This is a genomic window from Pseudomonas sp. GL_090 (assembly GCF_057837765.1).
Genome location: NZ_CM174452.1, coordinates 5,588,038 through 5,613,173, shown reverse-complemented (window position 1 = coordinate 5,613,173; position 25,136 = coordinate 5,588,038). Strand labels below are relative to the sequence as shown.

The 25,136-nt window shown below is 61.6% G+C and carries 23 protein-coding genes; 9 read left to right on the top strand and 14 right to left on the bottom strand.

Features of this window, described 5'->3' with window-relative positions; all coding sequences use genetic code 11:
- Positions 1–131 precede the first annotated feature (131 nt).
- Together AC3ITA_RS25350 and AC3ITA_RS25345 are read left to right on the top strand one after the other, a co-directional pair.
- Positions 132–452, top strand: a complete 321-nt coding sequence (locus AC3ITA_RS25350) for a hypothetical protein (protein ID WP_095941991.1) — start codon at positions 132–134, stop codon at positions 450–452.
- Between the two features lie 104 nt (positions 453–556).
- Complete coding sequence (locus AC3ITA_RS25345) at positions 557–1,318, top strand: YdcF family protein (protein WP_489278674.1); 762 nt, start codon at positions 557–559, stop codon at positions 1,316–1,318.
- A 122-nt stretch (positions 1,319–1,440) separates the two neighbouring features.
- Here AC3ITA_RS25345 and lnt read toward each other — a convergent pair whose 3' ends face one another.
- The 5 genes from lnt to miaB form a co-directional block, all read right to left on the bottom strand.
- On the bottom strand, positions 1,441–2,964 hold the full coding sequence (lnt, locus tag AC3ITA_RS25340; protein WP_489278672.1) for an apolipoprotein N-acyltransferase: 1,524 nt from the start codon (positions 2,962–2,964) through the stop codon (positions 1,441–1,443).
- A gap of 8 nt (positions 2,965–2,972) precedes the next feature.
- Complete coding sequence (locus AC3ITA_RS25335) at positions 2,973–3,812, bottom strand: CorC family transporter (protein WP_008022962.1); 840 nt, start codon at positions 3,810–3,812, stop codon at positions 2,973–2,975.
- Positions 3,813–3,817: 5 nt separating this feature from the next.
- Positions 3,818–4,312 (bottom strand): rRNA maturation RNase YbeY, encoded by a 495-nt coding sequence (gene ybeY, locus AC3ITA_RS25330; RefSeq protein WP_095941994.1) that lies wholly within the window; start codon positions 4,310–4,312, stop codon positions 3,818–3,820.
- Positions 4,305–5,312: a PhoH family protein gene (locus tag AC3ITA_RS25325; protein ID WP_095941995.1), complete on the bottom strand. Its 1,008-nt coding sequence runs from the start codon at positions 5,310–5,312 to the stop codon at positions 4,305–4,307. Before AC3ITA_RS25325 ends, ybeY begins: the two co-directional genes overlap by 8 nt.
- Positions 5,313–5,527: 215 nt before the next feature.
- Positions 5,528–6,856: a tRNA (N6-isopentenyl adenosine(37)-C2)-methylthiotransferase MiaB gene (gene miaB / locus AC3ITA_RS25320; protein ID WP_095941996.1), complete on the bottom strand. Its 1,329-nt coding sequence runs from the start codon at positions 6,854–6,856 to the stop codon at positions 5,528–5,530.
- A gap of 136 nt (positions 6,857–6,992) precedes the next feature.
- On the opposite strand from miaB, the gene AC3ITA_RS25315 reads away from it, so the two are divergent.
- Entirely contained in the window at positions 6,993–7,322 is a 330-nt protein-coding gene (locus tag AC3ITA_RS25315) for a DUF1820 family protein (protein WP_008052403.1), read from the top strand.
- 124 nt (positions 7,323–7,446) lie between these two features.
- Here AC3ITA_RS25315 and AC3ITA_RS25310 read toward each other — a convergent pair whose 3' ends face one another.
- The 4 genes from AC3ITA_RS25310 to AC3ITA_RS25295 form a co-directional block, all read right to left on the bottom strand.
- The gene (locus tag AC3ITA_RS25310; protein WP_095941997.1) at positions 7,447–8,001 is read right to left on the bottom strand and encodes a tetratricopeptide repeat protein; all 555 of its coding nucleotides are present in this window, start codon (positions 7,999–8,001) and stop codon (positions 7,447–7,449) included.
- 225 nt (positions 8,002–8,226) lie between these two features.
- Positions 8,227–9,510 carry a glutamate-1-semialdehyde 2,1-aminomutase gene (gene hemL, locus AC3ITA_RS25305; RefSeq protein ID WP_056728829.1) on the bottom strand — a complete coding sequence of 428 codons (1,284 nt, stop codon included), beginning with the start codon at positions 9,508–9,510 and terminating at the stop codon, positions 8,227–8,229.
- Positions 9,511–9,538: 28 nt separating this feature from the next.
- The gene (thiE, locus tag AC3ITA_RS25300) at positions 9,539–10,162 is read right to left on the bottom strand and encodes a thiamine phosphate synthase (protein WP_489278668.1); all 624 of its coding nucleotides are present in this window, start codon (positions 10,160–10,162) and stop codon (positions 9,539–9,541) included.
- Positions 10,163–10,193: 31 nt separating this feature from the next.
- Entirely contained in the window at positions 10,194–10,991 is a 798-nt protein-coding gene (locus AC3ITA_RS25295) for a hydroxymethylpyrimidine/phosphomethylpyrimidine kinase (protein ID WP_095941999.1), read from the bottom strand.
- Between the two features lie 304 nt (positions 10,992–11,295).
- Between AC3ITA_RS25295 and AC3ITA_RS25290 the strand changes: the two genes are divergently transcribed.
- From AC3ITA_RS25290 to AC3ITA_RS25275, 4 genes are all read left to right on the top strand, one after another.
- On the top strand, positions 11,296–13,680 hold the full coding sequence (locus AC3ITA_RS25290; RefSeq protein ID WP_489278665.1) for a 7TM diverse intracellular signaling domain-containing protein: 2,385 nt from the start codon (positions 11,296–11,298) through the stop codon (positions 13,678–13,680).
- 74 nt (positions 13,681–13,754) lie between these two features.
- A complete protein-coding gene (locus tag AC3ITA_RS25285; protein ID WP_150672683.1) occupies positions 13,755–15,404 on the top strand; it encodes an acyl-CoA dehydrogenase family protein in 1,650 nt (549 codons plus the stop codon).
- Between the two features lie 168 nt (positions 15,405–15,572).
- Positions 15,573–17,072: an AMP nucleosidase gene (amn, locus tag AC3ITA_RS25280; RefSeq protein WP_172435290.1), complete on the top strand. Its 1,500-nt coding sequence runs from the start codon at positions 15,573–15,575 to the stop codon at positions 17,070–17,072.
- A 67-nt stretch (positions 17,073–17,139) separates the two neighbouring features.
- On the top strand, positions 17,140–17,775 hold the full coding sequence (locus AC3ITA_RS25275; protein WP_489278664.1) for a pseudouridine synthase: 636 nt from the start codon (positions 17,140–17,142) through the stop codon (positions 17,773–17,775).
- Here AC3ITA_RS25275 and AC3ITA_RS25270 read toward each other — a convergent pair.
- Positions 17,770–17,979, bottom strand: coding sequence for a DUF2788 domain-containing protein (locus AC3ITA_RS25270; RefSeq protein ID WP_007937369.1), 210 nt, complete (start codon positions 17,977–17,979; stop codon positions 17,770–17,772). The genes AC3ITA_RS25275 and AC3ITA_RS25270 overlap by 6 nt on opposite strands.
- Positions 17,980–18,178: 199 nt before the next feature.
- Complete coding sequence (locus AC3ITA_RS25265; protein ID WP_007937367.1) at positions 18,179–18,658, bottom strand: Lrp/AsnC family transcriptional regulator; 480 nt, start codon at positions 18,656–18,658, stop codon at positions 18,179–18,181.
- Between the two features lie 452 nt (positions 18,659–19,110).
- Here AC3ITA_RS25265 and AC3ITA_RS25260 point away from each other — a divergent pair, with 452 nt between their 5' ends.
- Positions 19,111–20,154: a DUF6515 family protein gene (locus AC3ITA_RS25260; RefSeq protein WP_489278662.1), complete on the top strand. Its 1,044-nt coding sequence runs from the start codon at positions 19,111–19,113 to the stop codon at positions 20,152–20,154.
- On the opposite strand, the gene AC3ITA_RS25255 is transcribed toward AC3ITA_RS25260, so the two are convergent.
- Positions 20,148–21,044 carry a cation diffusion facilitator family transporter gene (locus AC3ITA_RS25255; protein ID WP_489278660.1) on the bottom strand — a complete coding sequence of 299 codons (897 nt, stop codon included), beginning with the start codon at positions 21,042–21,044 and terminating at the stop codon, positions 20,148–20,150. The two genes, AC3ITA_RS25260 and AC3ITA_RS25255, sit on opposite strands and share 7 nt — an antisense overlap.
- A 41-nt stretch (positions 21,045–21,085) precedes the next feature.
- Complete coding sequence (locus AC3ITA_RS25250) at positions 21,086–21,505, bottom strand: polyribonucleotide nucleotidyltransferase (protein WP_095942005.1); 420 nt, start codon at positions 21,503–21,505, stop codon at positions 21,086–21,088.
- A 100-nt stretch (positions 21,506–21,605) separates the two neighbouring features.
- Here AC3ITA_RS25250 and hrpB point away from each other — a divergent pair, with 100 nt between their 5' ends.
- Entirely contained in the window at positions 21,606–24,122 is a 2,517-nt protein-coding gene (hrpB, locus tag AC3ITA_RS25245; RefSeq protein ID WP_489278659.1) for an ATP-dependent helicase HrpB, read from the top strand.
- On the opposite strand, the gene AC3ITA_RS25240 is transcribed toward hrpB, so the two are convergent.
- Positions 24,123–25,046 carry a LysR family transcriptional regulator gene (locus AC3ITA_RS25240; protein ID WP_489278657.1) on the bottom strand — a complete coding sequence of 308 codons (924 nt, stop codon included), beginning with the start codon at positions 25,044–25,046 and terminating at the stop codon, positions 24,123–24,125. It abuts the gene before it with no gap.
- Positions 25,047–25,136 lie beyond the last annotated feature (90 nt).

Genomic DNA, 25,136 nt, shown 5'->3' with positions numbered 1-25,136 from the left:
GAAACCCTGATTGCTGCCGCGCGTCTCGCGAAAGCCGCCGCGAGGGCCGTTGGTCGCGGCGCTCAGCCGGTTTGTTCATGGAGGCTAAGCTCTAACTGGGGAGTAGGTCTTATCTTCCAATGAGGTGAGGGATGGTTGAGTCACAGCAAAAAGCTACGAAACCGGAGCTGTACGAAAGACTGATCGATCGTTTGGCCCTGGCCCTGGAAGCGGCAAGAACTGCTGGCCGGTTGCGTGACGTACGCCCTCTGGAGCTGGAACTGCGTGGCCTCAGCCTCGCAGAGTTTGCACTGGTCAAGGCGTATCTGGATCGCAGTGAGCGTGAGACGCACGGATGCTTGTCAGAGGCGGTAAAGCAACTCGACGCACCACGCTCCGCCAAGATCATCTGGCTCAAGGACAAGGTTCCCGGCAGAGACGCGGTAAAGGTCCGGTCTTTGCAGTTCAAATAAGACGCAGAGCCGTGCTCCATGGTTTTTTGAAGCATAGTCCTTCTGTATTGATTGTCGCATTGCGCTAACCCACTTAGGCTTCGGGCATCTCCAGGAGATGCTCGATGCCTTTTCGTTACTTTGTAAAACAACTTCTATTGCCCCCCGGCATTCTATTGCTGCTGCTTTTGCTTGCCTGGTGGTTGCGCCGCTCAAGGCCAAGGCTTGCCGGTGTGTGCTTTGCACTGGGGCTGGGTGGTCTTTGGCTGATGAGCCTGCCGGTGGTGGTGCAGTGGAGTGCCGGCCTGCTCGAACGTGAACCACCGCTGGCTCGCGACGAATGGGCGGTGCTGGGGCAGCGCGCGGACGCCATCGTTGTTCTTGGTTCCGGGCGCGAGCGTGGTGATGTGGCCTGGGGTGCCGACCAGCCAACGGGTATCGGCCTGGAACGCCAGCGCTTTGCCGCTCGGCTGGCCAAGGCTTCCGGCCTGCCGGTACTGACCAGCGGCGGCTTGCATTACGGCACTCCGCCAAGCGAGGCGCAGATGATGGCTGACTCCTTGCGTGACGATTTTGGCGTGACCGTGCGCTGGCAGGAAGGACGCAGCCGCACGACCTGGGAAAATGCGCAGTTCAGCGCCCAGGTGTTGCTGCCACAGGGTATCAAGCGCGTGGTGCTCGTGACTCATGCCGGGCATATGCCACGGGCGGTCTGGAGTTTCCGCAAGGCCGGGTTCGAGGTGGTACCGGCGCCGGTAGGGTTTCTGGGCGGCGACAATGCGCGGCCACTGGGTGGCTGGATGCCGGAGTACAAGGCGATCTGGCAGAACGGACAGTTGATGAACGAGGCGGTGGGGCAGATCGGTTATTCGTTGTTCTACCGATAACCGAACGGTTACCCACGTCCTGTAGGAGCGAGCTTGCTCGCGATGGTGTGTCAGTCAACACAGCGGCGCCTGATACACCTTCGCGAGCAAGCTCGCTCCTACAGTTTTTATGCGGTGTCAGTTCAGACGGTCTTGGCCATCCGGCTCGCAATCAGCGCCCAGCCAAACAACAACACGCAGAGAATGAGCAATGGCCACGAACGCCATTCCAGGTACGGCGTGAGGTTGTGCATCGGCACCACTTCGCCATACAGGATGCCGCGTTCGAACTGCGGGATCTGATCGGTAATCTGACCAAACGGGTTGATCAGGCCGGACACGCCGTTGTTGGTGGCGCGGATCATCCAGCGGCCAGCCTCCAGCGCACGCATCTGCGCCATCTGCAGGTGTTGCAGCGGGCCGATGGAGGTGCCGAACCAGGTGTCGTTGCTGATGGTCAGCAACAGGTCGCTGCGGGCGGCAAGGCTGGCGGCGAATTCCGGGTAAACCACCTCATAACAGATGTATGGCGCGATCTGATAACCCTTGGCTTGCAGCAGCGGCTGGTCAGCCGGGCCGCGAGCGAAGTCCGACATTGGCAGGTCGAAGAAGGCGATCAGCCCGCGCAACACCTCCTGCAGCGGAACATACTCGCCAAACGGCACCAGTTTTTGCTTGAGGTAGGTGCCGTCGCCTTCGCCGACAACGGTGATGCCATTGAAGAAGCGCTTCTCGTGGTGGACCTCCATGCGGACCGGGACGCCGGTAATCAGCGCCGATTTACGCTCGGCCGCGAAGCTGCCCATCATGTTCAGGTAGCCCTCGGCGGACTCCTTGAGCACCGGGATCGCCGTTTCCGGCCAAATGAGAAGGTCGACTCGCCTGGAGCTGAAACTCATGTCGCGGTACAACGCCAGTTGCGCGTTGAGCTGCGCCGGGTCCCACTTCATGCTTTGTTCGATGTTGCCCTGAATGGCGGCGACGCTCAGTGGCGGGCCCGATGGGCTGGTCCAGGCATGATGTTTGAGGGTCATGCCGACCAGCCATGGCCCGACCAGCAGCAATGCGCCGGCGGCGATGAAGCCTTTGCGCCCCGTGCGAACCAGGCGCAAGCCGTTGTAGATCAGCGCGGCCGTCAGGGCCAGGGTGAAGGAAATCAGCCACATCCCGCCGATAGGCGCGAGCCCGGCCAGCGGACCATCGAGCTGGCTGTAACCGGAATACAGCCACGGGAACCCTGTCAGGAACCAGCCGCGGAAGGCTTCCTGGTCGACCCACAGTGCCGCGAAGGCCAGGGCGTCGGCCAGCGGCGCTTCATTTCGGCGCAGCCAGCGCGCCCAGATCCAGGCGGGCAGGGCAAAGAACCAGGCAATCGCCGCGGTGAAGAGCAGCATCAGGAAGCCGGCCAGCAAGACCGAGGCGCCGCCGAAGTGGTGAATGCTGTAGTAGATCCAGCTGGTGCCGGCACCGAACAGGCCGAAACCGAAACACCAGCCTCGACCCAGTGCCTGACGCGGGCTCAGCTCGCGCAGGCCCGCATAGAACAGCCCGACGGCGAGCAGTGCCAGTGGCCAGATATCGAACGGCGCCAGGGCCAGTGTGGTGATTGCACCGGCCGCCACGGCCAGCAGGTTACCGGGCCAGCCGGGGCGGGTTGTCCAGCGCATTTCAATCCTTAGCGAGCAATGGGCGTCAGGCGAAGCAAGTGAATCCGACGGCTGTCGGCGTTCAGGATGCGGAAGCGGTACGGGCCGATTTCAGTGATTTCGTTACGTTTTGGCAAATGCCCGAACGCGCTCATCACCAGGCCGCCAACGGTGTCGAATTCGTCGTCGGAGAACTCGCTGTCGAAAAACTCGTTGAAGTTCTCGATCGGTGTCAGGGCCTTGATCAGGAAATCACCGCTGGGCAGCGGCTTGATGTAGCTGTCTTCTTCGACGTCGTGTTCGTCTTCGATATCGCCGACGATCTGTTCCAGCACGTCTTCGATGGTCACCAGGCCTGCCACGCCACCGTACTCGTCGATGACGATGGCCATGTGGTTGTGGTTGGCGCGAAATTCGCGCAGCAGCACGTTAAGGCGCTTGGATTCCGGCACGAAGGTGGCCGGGCGCAGCAGGTCCTTGATGTTGAAATTGTCGCCGTTCTCCTTGAGGATCAACGGCAGCAAGTCCTTGGCCAGCAACACGCCCATCACGTCATCGTGGCTTTCGCCGATCACCGGGTAGCGGGAGTGGGCCGAGTCGACCACGGCAGGCAGGAACTCGCGGGGTGTCTGGGTCGCCTTGATGCTGACCATTTGCGAGCGCGGGACCATGATGTCCCGGACCTGCAAGTCAGCCACCTGGATGGCGCCTTCGACAATGGCCAGCGCTTCGCTGTCCAGCAGTTTGTTCTGGTGTGCATCGCGCAGCAGCTCCAGCAGCTCCTGGCGGTTTTTCGGCTCGTGGGCAAAAGCCTGGGTGAGCTTACCCAGCCATGACTTCTGCCCGTTGCTCGATCGATCTTCGCTCATAGCGATTACTCTGAATCCTTTGTTGTTTCGGTAGGGAGTGCGTCGGTTTCGTCGTCCGCGTACGGATCGGGAAAGCCCAGTTCTGCAAGCAACGTTCGTTCCAGTGCTTCCATTTCTTCGGCTTCCTCGTCATCAATATGGTCGTAACCAAGCAGATGCAAGCAGCCGTGAATCACCAGATGCGCCCAATGGGCCTTGAGTGCCTTGCCCTGTTCAGCGGCTTCGCGCTCGACCACGGCTACGCAGATCACCAGATCGCCCAGCAGCGGGATGTCGAGGAACTCATCCGGCACGTCGGCCGGGAATGACAAGACGTTGGTTGCGTAGTCCTTTTGCCGCCAGGTGTGATTCAGCTCGCGCCCTTCGGCTTCGTCGACCAGACGAATGGTCATCTCCGAGTCGGCGGTGCGCTGGCGCAGGGCCAGTTCGCACCACTGGCGGAACTCCGCTTCGCCGGGGGCGCAGGCTTCGGTAGCGATTTGCAGGTCAAGCTCAAGCATCGCGGCGGCTATCCTTGGCGGCGGCATCTTCGGCCGCTTTGGTTTCGAAGCGCTCATAGGCTTCGACGATGCGCTGCACCAGTGGATGGCGCACGACGTCCTTGGGCTGGAAATGGGTGAAGCTGATCCCCGGTACATCCTTGAGCACTTCAATCACGTGATGCAGGCCGGACTTGGTGCCGCGTGGCAGGTCGACCTGGGTGATGTCCCCGGTGATGACGGCCGTGGAACCGAAGCCGATCCGGGTCAGGAACATCTTCATTTGTTCGACCGTGGTGTTCTGGCTTTCGTCGAGAATGATGAAGCTGTTGTTCAGCGTACGGCCGCGCATGTAGGCCAGCGGCGCGACTTCGATCACCTGGCGCTCGATCAGCTTGGCGACGTATTCGAAGCCGAGCATTTCGTAAAGCGCGTCGTAGAGCGGGCGCAGGTACGGGTCGATTTTTTGCGACAGGTCGCCGGGCAGGAAGCCGAGTTTTTCACCCGCTTCGACCGCCGGACGAACCAGCAGGATGCGGCGAATCTGCTCGCGCTCCAGTGCATCCACCGCGCAGGCCACGGCCAGGTAGGTCTTGCCGGTACCGGCCGGGCCGATGCCGAAGTTGATATCGTTACCGAGGATTTCCTTCACGTAGCGCACTTGATTCAAGCCGCGTGGGCGAATCATGCCTTTCTTGGTGCGCAAGGCCACGGACGGTTCGGCGGGGGAGTGGTTGTCCAGCTGCTCGACGGCCGATTCCTGCAGGAACAGGTGCACCATGTCCGGCGACAGCTCGGTACCCTTGGTTTCCCGGTACAGGCGGCGCAGGAGGTTTTCCGCGGAGGTGGTGTGTTTGGGTTCGCCGATCAGCTCGAACTGGTTTCCGCGATTGCGGATCTCAATGGTCAGGCGCTGTTCGATCAAGCGCAGGTGCTCGTCGAATTGCCCGCACAGATTGGCGAAGCGACGAGCTTCAAAAGGCTCGAGGATGAAACGATGTGGTTCTATGGGTGCGTTCAAGGTCGTATTTAGCCGCCCTGGGGCAATAGTGATGAATCAAGGATAGCGCCAGTGGCGTGGGTGCGAAAGCTCTTAAATATTGCAATCCGATCCTTGCGTCTGGCGCGGCCCCTGTGGGAGCGAGCTTGCTCGCGATGACGGCCTGACATTCAATAAATGAGTTGTCTGGCCTGACGCTATCGCGAGCAAGCTCGCTCCCACAGGGATCTTCGGTGTTATTGGATCAGCGAACCCCGTAACGAGTGCGGCTGCGCGGCATCGATGTGCACATCCGCGAACTGGCCGATCAGGGTCGGATTGTCGCAGCGGAAATTGACGATACGATTATTCTCGGTCCGGCCTTGCAGCTCGCCCGGGTCTTTTTTCGAGTAATCGGTCACCAGGATCCGCTGGATCGAACCGACCATTTGTCGGCTGATCTCGAAACCTTGCTGGTTCAAGCGATGTTGCAGTGCGTTCAGGCGTTCTTTCTTCAGCTCTTCCGGGGTGTCGTCCGCCAGGTCGGCGGCCGGAGTGCCCGGGCGCTGGCTGTAGACGAACGAGTAGGAGAAGTCGAAGCCGACGTCGGCAATCAGCTTCATGGTTTGTTCGAAATCTTTCTCGGTCTCGCCGGGGAAGCCGACGATGAAGTCCGAGCTGATACAGATTCCCGGCACGGCGGCGCGCAGCTTGCGCAGCTTGGATTTGTATTCCAGCGCGGTGTGGTTGCGCTTCATCGCGGCGAGGATGCGGTCCGAGCCCGATTGCACCGGCAAGTGCAGGTGCTTGACCAGTTCCGGCACGTCGGCGTGGGCCTGGATCAGGCTGTCGGAGAATTCCAGCGGGTGCGACGTGGTGTAACGGATGCGGTCGATGCCCTCGACCGCAGCGACCACGCGGATCAGCTCGGCCAGGTCGGCCAGGCGCCCATCGTGAGTAGTCCCGCGATAGCCATTGACGTTTTGCCCCAGTAGCGTCACTTCCCGCACGCCGTTTTCGGCCAGGTGAATGATCTCGGCAAGCACATCGTCGAACGGCCGGCTGACCTCCTCGCCACGGGTGTAGGGCACCACGCAGAAGGTGCAGTATTTGCTGCAGCCTTCCATCACCGACACGTAAGCGCTCGGGCCGTCGATGCGGGGCTCGGGCAAATGGTCGAATTTTTCGATTTCCGGGAACGAGACGTCGACTTGCGGCAGCTTGGTGATGCGCGCGGCGTCGATCATTTCCGGCAGGCGGTGCAGAGTCTGCGGGCCGAAGACCACGTCGACGTACGGCGCGCGATCGCGGATGGCGGCGCCTTCCTGGCTGGCCACGCAACCGCCGACGGCGATCACCATGTCAGGGTTGGCCAGCTTCAGTTCGCGCCAGCGGCCGAGCTGGGAATAGACACGGTCCTGTGCACGTTCGCGGATCGAGCAGGTGTTGAGCAGGATCACATCGGCGTCTTCAGCGCGGGCGGTGACTTCCAGGGCCTGATGTTCGCCCAGCAGATCGACCATGCGCGAGCTGTCGTACTCGTTCATCTGGCAACCGTGGGTTTCGATGTAAAGCTTCTTGGCCATGGAATAGAGTCATCACGTGATTCAAAGAACCGCGCATTATAGGGAACATGTACCCAGGTTCCTACCGCTGCGCGTCCAATGGCTATGCTATAGTTCGCGCCCTCATTTTTATCCCCCGATGTGTTGCTCGCCCGCCATGACCAAACGTGAAGCTCCAATCTACAAGGTGATTTTCCTCAACCAGGGCCAGGTGTTCGAAATGTACGCCAAGCAGATCTATCAAAGTGATCTGTGGGGCTTTCTGGAAGTGGAAGAGTTCGTCTTTGGCGAGCGCACGCAAGTGGTCGTCGATCCGAGCGAAGAAAAACTCAAGGCTCAGTTCGAAGGCGTGGTGCGCAGTTTTGTGCCGATGCATTCGATCGTGCGTATCGACGAAGTCGAGCGTATGGGAACACCGAAAATCAGCGAAGCCCGTGGCGCGGTCGGCAATGTCATGCCGTTTCCGATGCCGATGCCTGAGAAGTAAGTCGCGAGACCTAGTCACCCCCAATCGCGAGCAGGCTCGCTCCTACAGTTGGTCTTCAGTGTTTGGAGGTTCCAGTGTAGGAGCGAGCCTGCTCGCGATGGGGCCAGTCAGATCAAGCCAAGAATCAGGGCAGTGGCGCGAACGGCGTACGCCCGTCAGCGCTCTGCAGTTCCATCAAGTATTTACGGAAGATTTGCCCGAGCACCTGGGTAGCAAGCTCCAGCTCTTCGCGGGGCATCTTTTCGGTGACTTCGTCGGCGGTGTCCAGGGCCTCTTCGGCGCCATTGACCGCCGCCATCTTCAGCAGGATGTACGCCTGAACGTTATTGGCCGGCACGCCTTCGCCGTGGAAGAACATGGTGCCGAGTTTGAATTGTGCCTGGGCGTGGCCTTGCAGCGAGGCTTTTTCGAAATAGCTCAGGGCTTGATTGAGGTCGCGCGGCGTGTTTTTGCCTTCGTAGTAGAACTCACCCAACTCGTATTGCGCTTGCGCATCCCCTTCTTCCGACGCTTTCTGGCAGGCGGTGAGCGCCTGTTCCAGGTCTTGCGGCTGGGTATTGAGGGTGCAGCGACCCATCGCTGGGATTAACAACGAGTTGCCGCCTGCTTGTGCGTGCGCGAGCAGGGGCTGAAGAAGCAACAGGCAGCCCAGTGCAAGGGTGCGGCCGGTGCGGTTCATGGGAATCGACTTACCTCTGAAGGGCGCGCGGACCCATCGAGGGGATCCAATAAGCGCGCATTATGAAATAAGCAGGGCCAACCTTACAAAGTCTTTACTCGTTTTTCTGCTGCGCGGGAAATTTATCACCCACTTTGCGGGGGATTATCAGCAGAGGAGCAGGAAAAAACGTGGGAATGCAGGCGAAAGCTGACGCTGGCAAGGGCCAACGTCAGCATTTGAGCGTTACTTCAAGGCCGCGAAGGCGCGCTCGGCGGCGTCCAGGGTCAGCTTCAGTTCAGCTTCGCCGTGGGCGATCGAAGTGAAACCGGCTTCGAATGCACTCGGTGCCAGGTACACGCCACCTTCGAGCATCAGGTGGAAGAAACGACCGAACAGGGCTGCGTCGCTGGCCATGACGTCATCGAAGGTGACGATATCGTCGGCACCGCTGAAGTACAGGCCGAACATGCCGCCGGCCTGGGTGGTCACGAACGGAATGCCGGCCGCATCGGCGCGCTGTTGCAGGCCGTCGAGCAGGCGAGTGGTGTAGTCGGTCAGCTCGGCGTGGAAGCCCGGGCGGCTGATCAGGCGCAGTGTGGTCAGGCCGGCGGCCATCGCCAGCGGGTTGCCGGACAGCGTGCCTGCCTGGTAGACCGGGCCCAGTGGGGCGATGCGCTGCATGATTTCACGCTTGCCGCCGAAGCAGCCGACCGGCATGCCGCCACCGATGATCTTGCCGAAGGTGGTCAGGTCCGGCGTCACGCCGTAGTACGCCTGGGCGCCGCCGAGGGCGACACGGAAACCGGTCATCACTTCGTCGAAAATCAGCACCACGCCGTGCTTGTCGCACAGGGTCCGCAGGCCTTCGAGGAAACCCGGTGCCGGCGGCACGCAGTTCATGTTGCCGGCTACTGGCTCGACGATGATGCAGGCCACGTCCTGGCCGACTTCGGCGAGCATGGTTTCTACCGCGTCGATGTCGTTGAACGGCAGGGTCAGGGTGTGTTTGGCGAATGCCGCCGGTACACCGGCCGAGCTCGGTACGCCCTGGGTCAGTGCGCCGGAACCGGCCTTGACCAGCAGGCTGTCGGAGTGACCGTGGTAGCAGCCTTCGAATTTGATGATGCTGTCGCGGCCTGTGAAGCCACGGGCCAGGCGAATGGCGCTCATGGTCGCTTCAGTGCCGGAGCTGACCATGCGCACCATTTCCATCGACGGCACCAGAGAGCAGACCAGGTCGGCCATCTGGGTTTCCATCTCGGTCGGGGCGCCGTAGGACAGGCCGTGCTCAAGCTGCTTGCGCACGGCGTCCAGTACGTCCGGGTGGCTGTGGCCGAGAATCATCGGACCCCAGGAACCGACGTAATCCACATAGCGCTTGTCGTCTTCGTCGGTGACGTAGGCGCCTTCGGCGTGTTTGAAGAACAGCGGAGTGCCGCCGACACTTTTGAACGCGCGAACCGGCGAGTTCACGCCACCGGGAATGTGTTTCTGGGCATTGGCAAACAGGGTTTCGGAACGAGACATGATCGGGCTCTCAAATCAGATTTAAAGCTTAAATAGAAAACAATTCGTTGAAGGCGCGGGCGCGGCGGGTGACCTCAGCCGTGCTCTCGGCGCCAAACAGGCCATGCACCACCGCCAACAGATCGACGCCATGGGCCACCAGCGGGGCGGCGTTATCCAGGGTGATGCCGCCGATCGCGCAGATCGGCAAGTGCAACTGCTTGCGGACCTGGTCGAGCAGGTCGAGGCTGCAGGTCGGGGCGCCGGGCTTGGTGTTGGAGTTGAAGAAGCGGCCAAAGGCGACATAGCTGGCACCTTCCTTGGCGGCCTGCTCGGCCAGTTCGAGCTGCGCATGACAGGTTGAACCGATGATCGCCTGGCGCCCGAGCAGTGCGCGGGCCGGAGTCAGCGGGCCGTCGGTCTGGCCCAGGTGCACGCCCACGTTCAGGCGTGCCGCCAACTCGGCGTCGTCGTTGATGATCAACTGCGTCTTGTAGCGTTCGCACAACCCGCGCAAGGCTTCGGCCTCACGCAGGCGACGGGCGTCGTCGCTGCTCTTGTCGCGGTATTGCAGCAAGGTGACGCCGCCTTCGAGCGCCGCCTCCACGTACTTGAGCAACTTACCGTCCAGCAAATGGCTGTCGGTAATGGCGTACAGGCCACGTAGTTTCATCGGACAAGCCTCACCGCATTACAAAGAGAAGTTACGAACAGAAATCCAGTGGCAAGCGGCGCGGCACGAACTGGCCTTTGCCCAGTTGCTCGGCATCACGCAGGGTGCGCCATGTGTAGTTAAGCGCGGTCTGCACGGCACTGGCGAGGTTTTCGCCCTGGGCCAGACGACCGGCCAGGGCACTGGCCAGGGTGCATCCGGAACCGTGATAACTGCCCGGCAAACGCTGGCAGGTATAGGTTTCGCGCAGGCCATCGCGGCTGTACAGGCGATTGTGGATTTCAGTTTCGTCGCCATGGCCGCCGGTGATCAGCAGGTGTTTGACGAACGGCAGGAGTTTTTCAGCGCACTCGTCCGCGGTGCCGTCGGGCAGTTCGGCGAGGATACGGGCTTCGGGAAGGTTGGGGGTCGCTATGATCGACAGGGGCAGCAGGCGTTCGCGCATGGCGTAGCCGACTTCATCCTTGCCCAGGCGTCCGCCGCCGCCGGCGCGCAGCACCGGGTCGCAGACCACCGGCAAGTGCGGGTGCGCCGAAAGCAGTTCGACCACGGTGTCGACCATTTCCAGAGAACCGAGCATGCCCAGCTTGACCGCCGCGACTTCGGAATCGTTGAGCACGGCATTGGCCTGGGCCAGTACCCACTCACGGTCCAGGACGCGGAAGTCCGTGACATTGACGGTGTCTTGCACGGTCAGGGCGGTGACGGCCGGAGCCGCATGGCAACCCTGAGCGAGCAGGGCTTCGATATCTGCCTGCAAGCCGGCGCCACCACTTGGGTCGTGGCCGGAGAGACAGAGGACAACGGGGCGAGAGCTGTAGATATTCATGGTGCGCGAGCTTACCACCAAACCTGTTTTTCGGGTGTTGTGGCGGTGTGTTTGGTCGATACATTGTGGTGGGGGGACTTGCCCCCTCGCCATGGTGATTTTTTTGCCATTGATAATCGTTCAGTGGTGTCGCTGAAATGCCCGTCCTAGAGCCTTTTCATGAAAAATTTCAATGGTATTCAATGGCCATCAGCGGCTATGCTAGAGTGGATCCAAACCAATAACAGGTGATGCCGGTTTTACGTCTGCTCAAAAGGAATGGGGGGCTTCCTGACAGAACCGGACAGGCCACGCTGGGGCTTCAATGCGCTATTTGCTGATGTTGCTGTTGTGTTTGCCCCTCCTGGCAAACGCCGTCGAGTTCGACGAGTTCACTCAAAGCCTCCCCTTGGGCCGAACCCTGCAGGTCTATGAGGATGCAGGTGGTCAGGCGACCATCGCGGATATCCGTGCGCATGCGGCGGCCGGCAACTTCAAACCGCACCACAAGGACACGCTCAACGCCGGGTACTCACGTTCGGTGTTCTGGCTGAAAATCGACCTGCATTACCGTCCGGCCAATCCGGCGGCGCAAAGGACCTGGCTGCTGGAACTGGCCTATCCGCCCCTCGATCGTCTCGATCTCTATTTGCCGGATGCGGCGGGCAACTATCAGTTGGTCAGTCAGACCGGCGATGCCTTGCCCTTCGCCAGCCGCGAGATTCGTCAGAATAACTATCTGTTCGACCTGACGTTCAAGCCGGACCAGGCCGAAACCGTTTTCATGCGCTTGCAAAGCGAAGGCTCGATCCAGGCGCCCGTCACCTTGTGGTCGAGCACCGCCTACCTCGAAGAGCAGCCCGTGCGCCTCTACGTACTGGGGCTGATCTACGGGGTGCTGTTGGGAATGCTGGTCTACAACCTGTTCATCTACCTCAGCGTGCGCGACACCAGTTACCTCTACTACATCTTCTATATCGCCTCGTTCGGCTTGTATCAGCTGTCGGTAAACGGTGCGGCGGTGCAGTATTTCTGGCCGGACAATCCATGGTGGGCCAACGCCGCTACGCCGTTTTTCATCGGCTGTGCGGGGCTGTTCGGCAGTCAGTTCGCCCGCAGTTTCCTGCAAATGGCTACCCACAGTCGCTGGCTTGACCGCCTGTTGCTGGCGCTGGTTGCCTTCAGTGCGCTGGTGGTCGGCCTGTCATTGATGACCAGCTACGCCCTGGCCCTGCGCCTGGCCACGGCCCTGGCGCTGACGTTCACCGTGGTGATTTTTGCCGCCGGGATCTTTGCCTGGCTGCGAGGGCTGCGGGTGGCGCGGTATTTCATCATTGCCTGGTCGGCGTTTTTGCTCGGCGGCATCATCAATACGCTGATGGTGCTGGGGTACTTGCCGAACGTGTTCCTGACCATGTATTCCAGCCAGATCGGCTCGGCCATCGAAGTGGCGCTGCTGTCCCTGGCGCTGGCCGACCGCATCAACGCCATGCGCGAACAGCAGGCTCAAACCCTGTTCGACGCCAGCCAGAAGCTTGAAGTCCTCAACCAGCAACTGGCCCGCAGTAACAAGCTCAAGGACGAGTTCCTTGCCACCCTGACCCACGAATTGCGCACGCCCATGAACGGTGTGATCGGTTCGCTGGAACTGATGCAGACGGTCGAGATGGACCCGGAGCTTGAGCAGTATCAGCAGACGGCGTCTGGATCGGCCCGGGACATGATGCGCATGGTCAACGGCATCCTCACCCTCACCGAATTGCAGGCCGGCAAACTCAAGGCCTCGGCCGACACCTTCAGCTTGCGTGGCGTGGTCGAGGCTCTGCGCACGCAGTTCGAGGGCAACGCGTCGAGCAAGTCGCTGGACTTCAAGGTCGATGTCGCGCCAGGTGTGCCGGATCGCTTGCTCGGCGATAACGTCAAGATTGCGCAGTGCCTGGAATGCCTGCTGGATAACGCCATCAAGTTCACCAGGGTCGGCGGCCTGGCCCTGCGGGTGAGCGGCAAGGCCATTGAGCCCGACCGTCTGGCCTTGACCTTTGCAGTGATCGACACGGGCATTGGCTTCACCGATTTGGGGGAGGCCACGATGTATCAACGCTTCTTCCAGCTCGACGGCTCGATGACCCGTGAATACGGTGGCCTGGGGGTTGGCCTGGCGATCTGCCGACAGTTGGTCGAATTGCTCGGTGGACGCCTGACTCATCGCTCCGAGCCAGGACGCGGCAGCCGGTTTCAGCTGGATGTGGAAGTCGGGCTGTCGCTGGCCGAGCGTCCGGTGACGCCGTTGATGACCAGGGATTTTCCGCGCCTGCGCTTGCCTCAGGATTGTGCCGTGCTGTTGGTGGATGACAACGGCATCAGCCAGTTGGTGATGCGCGGCATGTTGCTCAAGCTGGGCTTTCGCGTACGTACGGCCGACAGCGTCGATGCCGCGCTCGGTCTCTTGCGGCGCGAAGTGTTTGACGCGGTGCTGGTCGATTGTCAGTTGCCACAGCAGGACGGTGAGTCGGTGTGCTGCCGGATCCGCGCGTTACCCGGTTATGCCGAACTGCCGTTGTTCCTGATCGCCCTGGGCGGTGACCGTGAGCGCTGCCCGACCGGCGCGGTGATAGATCACTTGAACAAACCGGTGAAATTCGAAGACTTGCAGGCCGCCCTCTACCGCCGCGTGCTCTGCTCACAACAGGGCGAAAGCGCCGACAGTTAGGCGGATATGACACTTTGATCGGCCGAGGGGCGGTGCTTAACTGAAGTCCCTTGGCCGACCAAAGGAGCCCTGTCATGAACCTGCATCAGTTCGCCGAAACCCACGAAGTCACCAACCAGCCTCCGTCACTGGACGGCGCCAACCTGTACCGCATCGACTTGCCGTTGCAGGAGTGGTCGCGGCGGTTCGGGGCCGGTTGGGCCGAATCGCGGATCGACGCCTATGGCGCGCTGGCCGGTGGCCCGTTGATGGAGGCCGGGTTCCTGGCCAATCAGAACAAGCCGGTGTTCAACAGCCATGACCGGTTTGGTCATCGCATCGACCTGGTGGAATTTCATCCGGCCTATCACGAGCTGATGCGCACGGCGGTTGAGCACGGCTTGACCTCATTGCCCTGGGCTCATCCGCAGTCCGGCGCCCACGTGGCCCGCGCTTCCATGACGTACTTGCACAGCCAGGCCGAAGCCGGCAGCGGCTGCCCGCTGACCATGACCTTCGCCAGCGTTCCGGCCATGCGGCTGCAACCAGACCTGGCGGAAAAGTGGCTGCCGAAAATCCTCGCCACCGAATACGACCCGCGCAATGTCGGCATGGCCCACAAGGCCGGGGTCACCATCGGCATGGCCATGACCGAGAAGCAGGGCGGTACCGATGTGCGGGCCAATACCACCAAGGCGTATCCGGTCGGTGCCAGCGGTCCGGGCCAGGCTTATGAACTGGTGGGGCACAAATGGTTTTGCTCGGCGCCGATGTGCGACGCCTTCCTGACCCTGGCGCAGACCGACAAGGGCCTGACCTGTTTCCTGCTGCCGCGCCATCGTCCGGACGATACGCGCAATCAGTTCTACATCCAGCGCCTGAAGAACAAGCTCGGCAATTGCTCCAACGCCTCCAGTGAAGTGGAGTTCCGTGGCGCACTGGCATGGATGGTCGGTGAAGAGGGCCGTGGCGTTCCGACGATCATCGAGATGGTCGCCATGACCCGCTTCGATTGCATGGTCGGCTCCAGTTCGCTGATGCGTCAGGCGCTGACCCAGGCCAGCCATCACTGCGCTCACCGTTCGGTGGGCGGCAAACTGCTCAGCGAACAGCCGTTGATGCAGAACGTGCTGGCGGATCTGGCGCTGGAAAGCGAAGCCGCCTTGGCCTTGAGCCTGCGCATGGGCCGGGCGCTTGATCATCTGGACGATTCGCAGGAAGCCAAATTCGCTCGGCTGGTGACGGCGGTGGGCAAATACTGGATCTGCAAGCGGGCGCCGGCCATGATCAACGAAGCGGCCGAATGCATGGGCGGCGCAGGTTATGTCGAAGACAGCATCCTGCCGCGCCTCTACCGTGAAGCGCCGGTGAATTCGACCTGGGAAGGCTCCGGCAACGTGCAATGCCTGGATGTGCTGCGTGCCCTGTCGAAAGAACCGGGTGTGCTCGATGCACTGTTCAGCGAGTTGGGCGATGGCCATGGCGACAAGCGTCTGGCTGCGCACATCAATCAGTTGCAGGCGGCCTTCAAGGACACCAGCGACATTCAGTACCGTGCCCGGCAGTTGACCGAGGACATTGCGCTGGGGTTGCAGGCCAAGCTGTTGCTGGAAGCCGGGAATGCGGTGGTCAGTGATGCGTTTATTACCAGTCGTCTGGATGGCGGCGGCCGGGTGTACGGCGCATTGCCGCGCGGCCTGGACGTGGAAGCCATTGTCGCCCGCTCGACTCCGCAAGCACTGTAAAGAACCTGTAGGAGCGAGCCTGCTCGCGATGACGGAGTGACATTCAACATTTGTGTTGGCTGATACACCGCTATCGCGAGCAGGCTCGCTCCTACAGTTGTTCTGTGTATACCTCAATGATGCATTGCCAGCACGCTACTGTTCCCGTGAAGCGTCGATGCAGGCAAGATGAAGGTCTGCAAGTCAGAACACAGGATGCTGATCGTGACCGAAGCTTTTATTGTCGTTCAAACCGCCGAGCAAGCCGTGGACCGGCTTGCTCACTTGCACAATCGTGCAACCACCGCGCTGAGCCAGGCGCTCAAGCGTTACCTCAAGGATCGTGTCGAGCCCGATGCCGAACAGCGCTCGATGTTCCGCTATCCCGAATTGCGCCTGACCTACCACTGCCAGGGCGAAGTCCCGCAGACCACTCGCGCATACGCCAAGGTTCAGTTGCCGGGCACCTACAGCGTCACCGTCACCCATCCGTCGGCTTTCCGTAAATACCTGCTGGAACAGCTCGTTCCGTTGATGCACGACTTCACCGTGACCGTGGAAGTCGGTGTCAGCCAGCAGAACATCCCGTATCCGTATGTGGTCGAGCAGGGCGATGAGCTGGCCGGTTCCGGTGTCACCGCCGCCGTGCTGGCGCGGGTGTTCCCGAGTACCGACCTGTCGGCGGCGACCGATGGCATTGCCGACGGTCTGTACGATTGGGAAAACACCGATCCATTGCCGCTGGCCCTGTTCGATGCCGCCCGGGTGGATTTTTCCCTGCGCCGGCTGGTGCATTACACCGGCAGCGACTGGCGGCACGTGCAGCCGTGGATCCTGCTGACCAACTATCACCGCTACGTCGATCAATTCATCGTCCATGGCCTGGAGCAACTGCGCAGCGATCCGCGTTTCGTGCGCATGGTGCTGCCGGGCAACGTGATCATCGACAAGAGCATGGACCACGGCGAAGCCTCGGCGATTGCCGCCGGGGTGGTCTGGCACCGCTACCAGATGCCGGCCTATCACCTGATCGCCAGCGATGGCCACGGCGTGACCCTGATCAACATCGGTGTCGGCCCGTCCAACGCCAAGAACATCACCGACCACCTCGCCGTTCTGCGCCCGCATTGCTGGTTGATGATCGGTCACTGTGGCGGCCTGCGTCAGTCGCAGACCATTGGCGATTACGTGCTGGCCCACGCCTACATGCGTCGCGACGGGATTCTCGACCGGGTAGTGCCGCCGAACATTCCGATTCCAGCGTTGGCCGAAGTACAGCTCGCGCTTCAGCAAGCGGCGGCCAACGTCACCGGCGAGAAGGGCGACGAACTGAAGAAACGCCTGCGTACCGGCACCGTGCTGACCTACGACGACCGTAACTGGGAGCTGCGCTGGGCGCAGGAGCGGCCGCTGATCAACCTGTCCCGCGCCGTAGCGGTGGACATGGAAAGTGGCACCATCGCAGCCCAGGGTTATCGTTTGCGGGTGCCGTACGGCACGTTGCTATGCGTCTCGGACAAACCACTGCACAGCGAAATCAAGTTGCCGGGCTCGGCCAACGCCTTCTATGAACGCGCGGTCAGCCAGCACTTGAAGATCGGCATCGAGGCGGTGGATTTGTTGCGCACCGAACTCAACTCGCTGCACTCGCGCAAACTGCGCAGCTTCGACGAGCCGCCGTTCCGCTGATTCGCGATGGTTATTTAGCGGTCGGGGCACTAGCATTGTCAGCCCTGATCGCTAGATTTTTTTCGCCATGTCCCGTCCGCAACGTCCCGTTTCCCGTCGCCCTGGCGCGAAACCTTCACCTTCAGCCCCTCGCCGTGTCGCCAAGGCACCACCGGCCGAGCCGAAGCTGATCCTGTTCAACAAACCTTTCGATGTGCTGACGCAATTCAGTGATGGCGAAGGGCGCGCGACCCTCAAGGATTACATCGATGTACCGGGAATCTATCCGGCCGGACGGCTGGACCGCGACAGTGAAGGCTTGTTGCTGCTGACCAACGACGGCCAGCTTCAGGCGCGGATCGCCGACCCGAAACACAAGCTGGCCAAGACCTATTGGGTGCAGGTCGAGGGCGAGCCGAGCACTGAGCAGTTGCAGCGCTTGCGTGACGGCGTCGAATTGAATGACGGCATGACCTTGCCCGCCGAGGTGCGGCAACTGGACGAGCCCGAGCTGTGGCCGCGCAATCCGCCGGTGCGCTTTCGTAAAAGCGTGCCAACCAGTTGGCTGGAGTTGGTGATTCGCGAAGGGCGCAACCGGCAGGTGCGGCGCATGACGGCGGCGGTCGGGTTACCGACCTTGCGTCTGGTGCGGGTCAGGATCGGTGACTGGACGATCGAGGGGCTCGATCAGGGCCAGTGGAAGGAAGTGCCGGCCCGCTTATAACGTGCCGGATTCGATCAGGCCGATTACCACGCTCTTGATCACGAACGCCGCCACGCCCAGGCCCAGTACGAAGAACAGAATGAACGAGCCAAAGCGCCCGGCCTTGGACTTCTTCGCCAGATCCCAGACGATGAAACCCATGAAAATGATCAGGATGCTGACCAGACCGGTCATCATCCATTCTTCGAAAACGGCAGGATCCATCGAACATCTCCAGCGCGGGCGTGGCTAAAAGGGCGCGGGGAGTATACGCCTGCGCGGGTTCGCGCTGTATTGACCTGCGTCGGTGTGTCGCAGTCATTCGTCGCCTGTGCAGGCCTCTTCGCGAGCAGGCTCGTTCCCACAGGGATCTCACATGCGCTGGAGATTCATTGTGGGAGCGAGCCTGCTCGCGATGGCGCCCTCAGCTACGCAGATGAGTCAACGGCAGTTCGGTGCTGTTCAACACCTGGTTCAACACAAAACTCGAGCGCACGCTGGTCACCCCCTCAATCCGCGTCAGATGCCCCAGCAGCAGTTTCTGGTAGTGGTCCATGTCCGGCACCACGACCTTGAGTTGATAGTCGGCATCCATCCCGGTCACCAGGCTGCATTCGAGCACTTGGGGCAGGGTGCGGATGGCCGCTTCGAAATTCTCGAAACGCTCCGGCGTGTGACGGTCCATGCCGATCAGCACGTAAGCGGTCAGGCTCAGGCCGAGCATCTTGCGGTCGAGCAGGGCTACCTGGCGGGAAATGTAGCCGTCGTCTTCCAGTTGCTTGACCCGCCGCGAGCACGGCGAAGGCGACAGGCCAATGCGCTCGGCCAGCTCCTGGTTGGAGATGCGTGCGTCGCGCTGCAATTCCGCCAAAATACTCAGGTCGTAACGGTCGAGCTTGCTCATCAAACGGTCCTTTGTCGTAACTATTGCGGAGGATTATGTATCTTGGGTTAAAAATTGCGCAAGTGATGTTTAATTAAGCAATCTTCGCAATCCTCTGCCGACGCTCCCGGCCTATTCTTATCACCAGAATCACTGCTCGGACAAACAGTCCAGTGCGGCTCGCCGAATCAGGCCCGCCGCGGTCGCCACCCCCACCGGGGATGTGCCGGCCCCCGAGCTACACACTGTCCAGAAGACGGCGTGAGGTGAGCCGACGCCACAAGTGTCGAGCCAGGACGAAGTTCTCCAAGGGGAGGCCGACGGGTCTCCCCTTTTTCTTGCGTGTGGAATTTGCTGCCGTGAATTGAAGAGCCGGCCTCAAAAAATAAGTTGCGTGACAGATAACCTGTCGCAGAACCGGCCACTGCTTTCCCAGTCTTACGTACAGGCCCTTACCCGCAATGAGGTAAAGCATGAAATCGCGCATCTGGCGTTTGGCCGGCGTTGGTTTGCTGTGTGTCAGTGTCTGCGCGCAAACGATGGCCGATGAGCAGCAAAACCGTGGCCATGATGGCGGGCAACACGGCCAGGATGGTCATCAGGGCGATAACCAGGGCCATGGCGGCGGCAACCAGCCGCATCCGCAAAACGGCCAGCAGCAGAATCAACCCCGGGCGCAGAACAACGACAATCGCCAATACGAGCACCGCGGCCAGGATCAACGTCAAAACAATGACCAGAGGCAGAGCCGTCCAGCGCCGGATTTCAACAGCCAGGTGCGCTCGCCGCTGCCAATGCCACAGATGCCGGCCACTGACATGCCAATCCAGCCCCGGCCCGACACCGTGCGCCAGACCCAGCAGCCGCAGCGCGGTTACTACCAGGATCAGCCGCGTCGCAACGATTACAACCAGCGCTGGAATGGCTACACAATCGCACCGTCCTATGATAATCACAGGCAAGGGCACCCGAGTGACCATGGTAATGGCTGGGGGCCAGGCCCCAGGTATCGCCCCGGCCAGGTGATCGACCGCTTCCCCGAGCGCAACTATCGCGTGCCTTACCGTGGCATGGATTACTACTATTCCGGTGGCTACTGGTATCGACCGCTGGGCCCTCGTTATGAGGTGGTAGAGCCACCGCGCGGGATTCGCGTCAGATACCTGCCCGATTACGCCCAGCAAGTGTGGATCGGCGGGGTATTGCTGTTCCTGGCGGCGGGTTCCTATTACGCCTATCAGGAAAGCACTCAGGACTATGTCGTGGTCGAACCGCCGGTTGGCCAACCGCAACCGCCCGCCGGCAACAATGGTTATGACGTGGTGGCGTATCCAGCCAATGGTCAGTCGCCGGAGCAGGTCAGTCGGGATGGCTACGAGTGCTATCAATACGCGGTGCAGCAGAGTGGTTTCGATCCACGAACCGCCACCTACCAGCCAGACCCGTCGGTGGTGCAAACCTACCGACAGGCCCAGGGCAACTGCCTGAGCAGTCGCGGTTATCAGGTGACTTACTGATCCTTGGCGGCTTTCACCACTTCCTGCGGGTCGGCGTGCACCAGCACTTCGGCTCGCGGGTAGGCGGTATGAATGGCTGCGGCTGCCTGATCGCTGATGCCGTGGGCAACGGATAACGTCAGCTCCCCCGGCAGCTCCAGATGCAACTGCACAAACCACTGGTTGCCGGAGACCCGCGTGCGCAGGTCATGGGCACCCAGCACACCGGGCACGCTGCATGCCAATTCCAGCATGTGCTGGCTGACCTCCGGCGGCAGTTCTTCATCCATCAACACCGCAAAGCTCTCCCGGGCGATCTGTACTGCGCTCCAGAGAATGTAGGCGGCGATCCCCAGGCCAAACCAGGGGTCGACCTGATGCAGTCCAAACCCGGCCAACACCAGTGCGATCAGAATGCTGCCGTTGAGCAGCATGTCCGAGCGGTAGTGCAGGGAGTCGGCGCGCACCGCGTTGGAGCCGGTGGCCATGACCACCTTATGTTGAAACATCAACAACGCCAGGGTCAGTGCGAGGGAGAACACAATCACGCCGATACTGATCCACGGCGCGCCGACCGGTTCGGGATGTTTGAGCCGATCATAGGCCTGCAACGCGATCAGCACCGCACTGCCACCAATGAACAACGCCTGGGCCATGCCCGCCAATGACTCGGCCTTGCCGTGCCCGTAGCGATGATCATTGTCGGCGGGGCGCAGGGCGTAATGCACCGCCAGCAGGTTGAGCAATGACGTGACGCCGTCGAGTGTCGAGTCGGTGAGCCCGGCAAGCATGCTCACCGAGCCGCTCAGCCACCAGGCGATGGCCTTGGCGACGATCAGGATGCACGCCACCGCCACCGAGGCACGGGTCGCCAGCCGCAGCAGGCGGGCGTGTTCGGAGCTGGAGGTCATAGGGGCCATCATTCCTTGAAGAGTCCTTTCGCGCGTAGGGATTACGCCGCTGGTTGCAGGCCGAACATCGCCAGTTGCCGGGCGCTGCCTTTGCTCTGGATCAAGCGTGGATCGTCCAGCGGGAAGCTGCGGCCCAGTTCGCTTTCCAGAATAGTCTGCAACTTGCGGTTATCGACTTTGCCGTCGGGACCGATGGCGTCCTTGAGTTTTTGCGGGTCGACCTGGGCGGTCTCTCCTGGCGCGTAGTAAATCGCACCGGTGGCGAAGTCCACGGCAAACGCGATCAGGCCGGGGATGATGTAGAACAGCAGGCCCACGGCGTCGAGCGCGGCGATGGCCGGGTCGATCTTGCCTTCGATCTGGCCCCGGCGATCCGGGTAGAAGATCGACCCGCAGGCGGTTACTTGAGTCAGCAAGGTTGCGACCAGAACACCGCCAATCAGGCGAAAGGGAGCACGCATATGAAATCTCCTGAGTAGAACGCCAATAACGTTACTGGTTAGAGCCCAGACTACGCCAAACAGTTCGCCGTTATACTCGCCGCTCTGTTTGGGAGCCAGCATGATTTTTTTGCCGATCGATGAAGTTTTACCCGCCCTGCGTGAAGCCCTCGCTACACGCCACGAAGCCGTGCTCGAAGCGCCGCCCGGCGCCGGTAAAACCACCCGGGTGCCTTTGGCCTTGCTCAACGAACCGTGGCTGGCCGGGCAGACCATCCTGATGCTCGAGCCCCGCCGGTTGGCCGCACGTGCAGCGGCGGAACGGCTGGCCAGCGAGCTGGGGGAGAAGGTCGGCGAAACCGTGGGCTATCGCATTCGGCTCGACAGCAAGGTCGGCCCCAACACTCGTATCGAAGTGGTCACCGAAGGCATCCTCACCCGGCGTTTGCAGGACGACCCGGCTTTGGAAGGCGTGGGCCTGCTGATCTTCGACGAATTTCACGAACGCAGTCTCGACGCTGATCTGGCGCTGGCCCTGAGTCTCAATGGCCGCGAACTGTTCCGTGACGATCAGCCGCTGAAAATACTCTTGATGTCCGCCACGCTCGAAGGCGAACGCTTGGCCGGGTTGCTCGACGACGCGCCGATCCTGCGCAGCGAAGGGCGCATGTACCCGGTGGCGATGCGCTGGGGGCGGCCGTTCCAGTCCGGTGAGTTCATCGAACCGCGTCTGGTGCAGACCATCCTCGAAGCCTTGAACGACGAGACCGGCAGCGTGCTGGTGTTCCTGCCGGGGCAGGCTGAAATCCGTCGCGTGCATCAGCAACTGGCCGATGCCTTGGGCGAAAACACTCAGGTTCTACTGTGCCCGTTGCACGGCGAACTGGACCTCGCCGCGCAACGGGCGGCAATCGATCCGGCACCGGCGGGCAAACGCAAAGTGGTGCTGGCCACCAACATCGCCGAAACCAGCCTGACCATCAACGGCGTGCGCGTGGTGATCGATGCCGGGCTGGCACGGGTGCCGCGTTTTGACCCCGGCAGCGGCATGACCCGCCTCGACACCCAGCGCATTTCCAAGGCCAGCGCCACCCAGCGCGCGGACCGGGCCGGGCGACTGGAACCCGGCGTGTGTTATCGCTTGTGGTCCCAGGACCAGCACGAGCAACTGGCGGCCTATGGCAGTGCGGAAATCCTTTCGGCGGACCTCGCCGGGCTGGCCTTGCAACTGGGGCGCTGGGGTGTGACGCCCGGGCAACTGGTATGGCTTGACGTACCCCCGGCCGCCGCTTATGCACAGGCTCAGGATCTGCTTGAACGTCTGGGGGCTCTGGAAGGTGAAGCGCTGACCCGTCACGGTCAGGCCATGGCCGAACTGCCGGCGCATCCGCGTATCGCGCATTTACTGTTGCGCGGCCAGGCGCTGGGGCTGGCGGACATGGCCTGCGACGTCGCGGCACTGCTCGGCGAGCGCGATATCTTGCGCGGTGCCGGGGCGGACTTGCACAGCCGACTGGTATTGCTGTCTGGCGAAGAGCGCGCCGCACGGGGTGCCCAAGGCGGGGTGCAGCGCGCACGGCAACTGGCGCGGCAGTATCGTGGTTATCTGCGGGGCAAAGCGGCGGAGCCGGTCAGCGATCCGGATCATCCGCGCTGGCTCGGCGCGTTGCTGGCACTGGCCTATCCCGACCGGGTCGCCCAGCAACGGCGCGCCGGTGGTGCGGAATATCGCTTGGCCAACGGTCGTGCCGCGCTGTTCGCCGAGGCCGACAGCCTGATGAAGCAAGCGTGGCTGGTGATCGCCGATCTGGGGAGTCGCCAGGGCCAGCGCGAGGAGCGGATTTATCTGGCGACGGACTTCGACCCGGCGCTCTTCGATTCAGTGCTGGCCGAGCAGGTTCGCTGTGTCGATCAACTGGATTGGGATGAACGTGAAGGCGTGCTGCGGGCCGAGCGTCAACGTAAGGTGGGCGAACTGATCCTCAGTCGCGAGCCACTGACCGGCCTCGACGAAACCGCTCGCAGCCAGGCGCTGGTGAACCTGGTGCGGCGCAAAGGCCTGGAACTGTTGCCGTGGACCCTGGAGCTGCGTCAGTGGCAGGCGCGGGTCGCGTTGTTGCGGCAGCTGGACCTCGCCGGCAAAGGCGAGAGCGAGTGGCCGGATGTCAGCGACGCGGCATTGATCAAGAGTCTGGAGCATTGGCTGATGCCGTATCTGGGCAAGGTTTCGCGGCTCAGTCACTTCGCCAATCTCGACCTGTCGAGCATCGTGCGCAATCTGCTGCCGTGGCCGTTGCCGCAACGGCTGGACGAACTCGCGCCACATCATTTGAGCGTGCCGTCGGGCTCCTCGATTCGTCTGGACTACAGCGAACAGCCGCCGATTCTGGCGGTGCGATTGCAGGAGTTATTCGGTCTGGCCGAAACCCCGCGCATCGCCGGCGGCCGGCAGGTGGTCAAGCTGCACCTGTTGTCCCCGGCGCGCCGGCCGGTGCAGGTGACTCAGGACCTGGCCAACTTCTGGCGCAGCACCTATGCGGAGGTGAAGAAGGATTTGAAGGGACGCTATCCCAAGCATTACTGGCCGGATGATCCGCTGGTGGCCGAAGCCACCGCGCGGATAAAGCCGCGAAAGTAGTTATGAGGTAGGTCTTTCAGCCTTGGCGGTCAGTTGTTCGCGACAATAGTCAGCAAACATCTGAGCCGGTTTAGTCAGTTGCCCGCGCTTGAGCCATGCCGCCACCAACCCGGACCCAGTGACGTCTTCGGCGATGTCCACGCACACCACTTTCTGCCCGTCGTAGGTGCACTCCGAATGCGGTTTGGTCACCAGGATCGAGAACCCGAAGCCCTGGCCGACCATGCCGCGCACCATCTCGATCGATGGCGAGCTGAAGGCGATGCGTGGGGTCAGACCCAGCTCATCGAACAGGCTGACGAAGTAGGTCCGGCTCGGCTGCACATCCAGAAGAATCATCGGCTCCAGGCACAAATCCCGCAGCGATACCTGCGCCTGCTGGGCAAAGCGGTGATCCGCCGGCAGCAGCGCGTAAGGTCGTTGCGCCGGCATCAGCGGTTCGGTCTGGATGGTGCCGTCGAGGTCGTGCTCGTAGAGGATCGCCAGATCGAAGGCGCCGGAGGTCAGGCCCTGCACCAATTCCTGCTGCTCGCCGTCACGGATGCGGATTTCCACCCCTGGATACAACGCCGAAAAACCGGCGATCAATTGCGGCAGGTACAGCGGCGCAACGGTTTCGAAACAGCCGATATCGATCTGCCCGGACACCACATCGTTGTCGGCCAGGGCGTTCTGCTCGAACTCCCTGGCCATGCGCAGCAGTTCCTGGGCCTTGCGATAGAAACGCGCACCGCTGGGGGTCAACGACACGCCCTGTGCGTGGTGGCGGATCAGCAATTGCACGCCGAAGCTGTCTTCCAGGCCTTTGATGGCCGTGGAGATCGAAGGCTGGGCGATGTACAGCTTGCGCGAGGCCTCGGCGACGCTGCCGCACTCCACGGTGGTGATGAAGTATTTCAGTTGACGCAGATTGTAGGCAGCCACAGCAAACCTCGGGGGAGAACGGATCAGGCATCCTGGCAATTTTGCGCGCCACCCCTATCCGCTCGGGTAGCGATTTGTTGTGTTTGAACA

Coding starts and splice junctions, on each gene's coding strand:
- AC3ITA_RS25350 (WP_095941991.1), top strand. CDS start 132: ATGGTTGAGTCACAGCAAAAAGCTACGAAACCGGAGCTGTACGAAAGA.
- AC3ITA_RS25345 (WP_489278674.1), top strand. CDS start 557: ATGCCTTTTCGTTACTTTGTAAAACAACTTCTATTGCCCCCCGGCATT.
- lnt (WP_489278672.1), bottom strand. CDS start 2,964: ATGCGCTGGACAACCCGCCCCGGCTGGCCCGGTAACCTGCTGGCCGTG.
- AC3ITA_RS25335 (WP_008022962.1), bottom strand. CDS start 3,812: ATGAGCGAAGATCGATCGAGCAACGGGCAGAAGTCATGGCTGGGTAAG.
- ybeY (WP_095941994.1), bottom strand. CDS start 4,312: ATGCTTGAGCTTGACCTGCAAATCGCTACCGAAGCCTGCGCCCCCGGC.
- miaB (WP_095941996.1), bottom strand. CDS start 6,856: ATGGCCAAGAAGCTTTACATCGAAACCCACGGTTGCCAGATGAACGAG.
- AC3ITA_RS25315 (WP_008052403.1), top strand. CDS start 6,993: ATGACCAAACGTGAAGCTCCAATCTACAAGGTGATTTTCCTCAACCAG.
- AC3ITA_RS25310 (WP_095941997.1), bottom strand. CDS start 8,001: ATGAACCGCACCGGCCGCACCCTTGCACTGGGCTGCCTGTTGCTTCTT.
- hemL (WP_056728829.1), bottom strand. CDS start 9,510: ATGTCTCGTTCCGAAACCCTGTTTGCCAATGCCCAGAAACACATTCCC.
- thiE (WP_489278668.1), bottom strand. CDS start 10,162: ATGAAACTACGTGGCCTGTACGCCATTACCGACAGCCATTTGCTGGAC.
- AC3ITA_RS25295 (WP_095941999.1), bottom strand. CDS start 10,991: ATGAATATCTACAGCTCTCGCCCCGTTGTCCTCTGTCTCTCCGGCCAC.
- AC3ITA_RS25290 (WP_489278665.1), top strand. CDS start 11,296: ATGCGCTATTTGCTGATGTTGCTGTTGTGTTTGCCCCTCCTGGCAAAC.
- AC3ITA_RS25285 (WP_150672683.1), top strand. CDS start 13,755: ATGAACCTGCATCAGTTCGCCGAAACCCACGAAGTCACCAACCAGCCT.
- amn (WP_172435290.1), top strand. CDS start 15,573: ATGAAGGTCTGCAAGTCAGAACACAGGATGCTGATCGTGACCGAAGCT.
- AC3ITA_RS25275 (WP_489278664.1), top strand. CDS start 17,140: ATGTCCCGTCCGCAACGTCCCGTTTCCCGTCGCCCTGGCGCGAAACCT.
- AC3ITA_RS25270 (WP_007937369.1), bottom strand. CDS start 17,979: ATGGATCCTGCCGTTTTCGAAGAATGGATGATGACCGGTCTGGTCAGC.
- AC3ITA_RS25265 (WP_007937367.1), bottom strand. CDS start 18,658: ATGAGCAAGCTCGACCGTTACGACCTGAGTATTTTGGCGGAATTGCAG.
- AC3ITA_RS25260 (WP_489278662.1), top strand. CDS start 19,111: ATGAAATCGCGCATCTGGCGTTTGGCCGGCGTTGGTTTGCTGTGTGTC.
- AC3ITA_RS25255 (WP_489278660.1), bottom strand. CDS start 21,044: ATGACCTCCAGCTCCGAACACGCCCGCCTGCTGCGGCTGGCGACCCGT.
- AC3ITA_RS25250 (WP_095942005.1), bottom strand. CDS start 21,505: ATGCGTGCTCCCTTTCGCCTGATTGGCGGTGTTCTGGTCGCAACCTTG.
- hrpB (WP_489278659.1), top strand. CDS start 21,606: ATGATTTTTTTGCCGATCGATGAAGTTTTACCCGCCCTGCGTGAAGCC.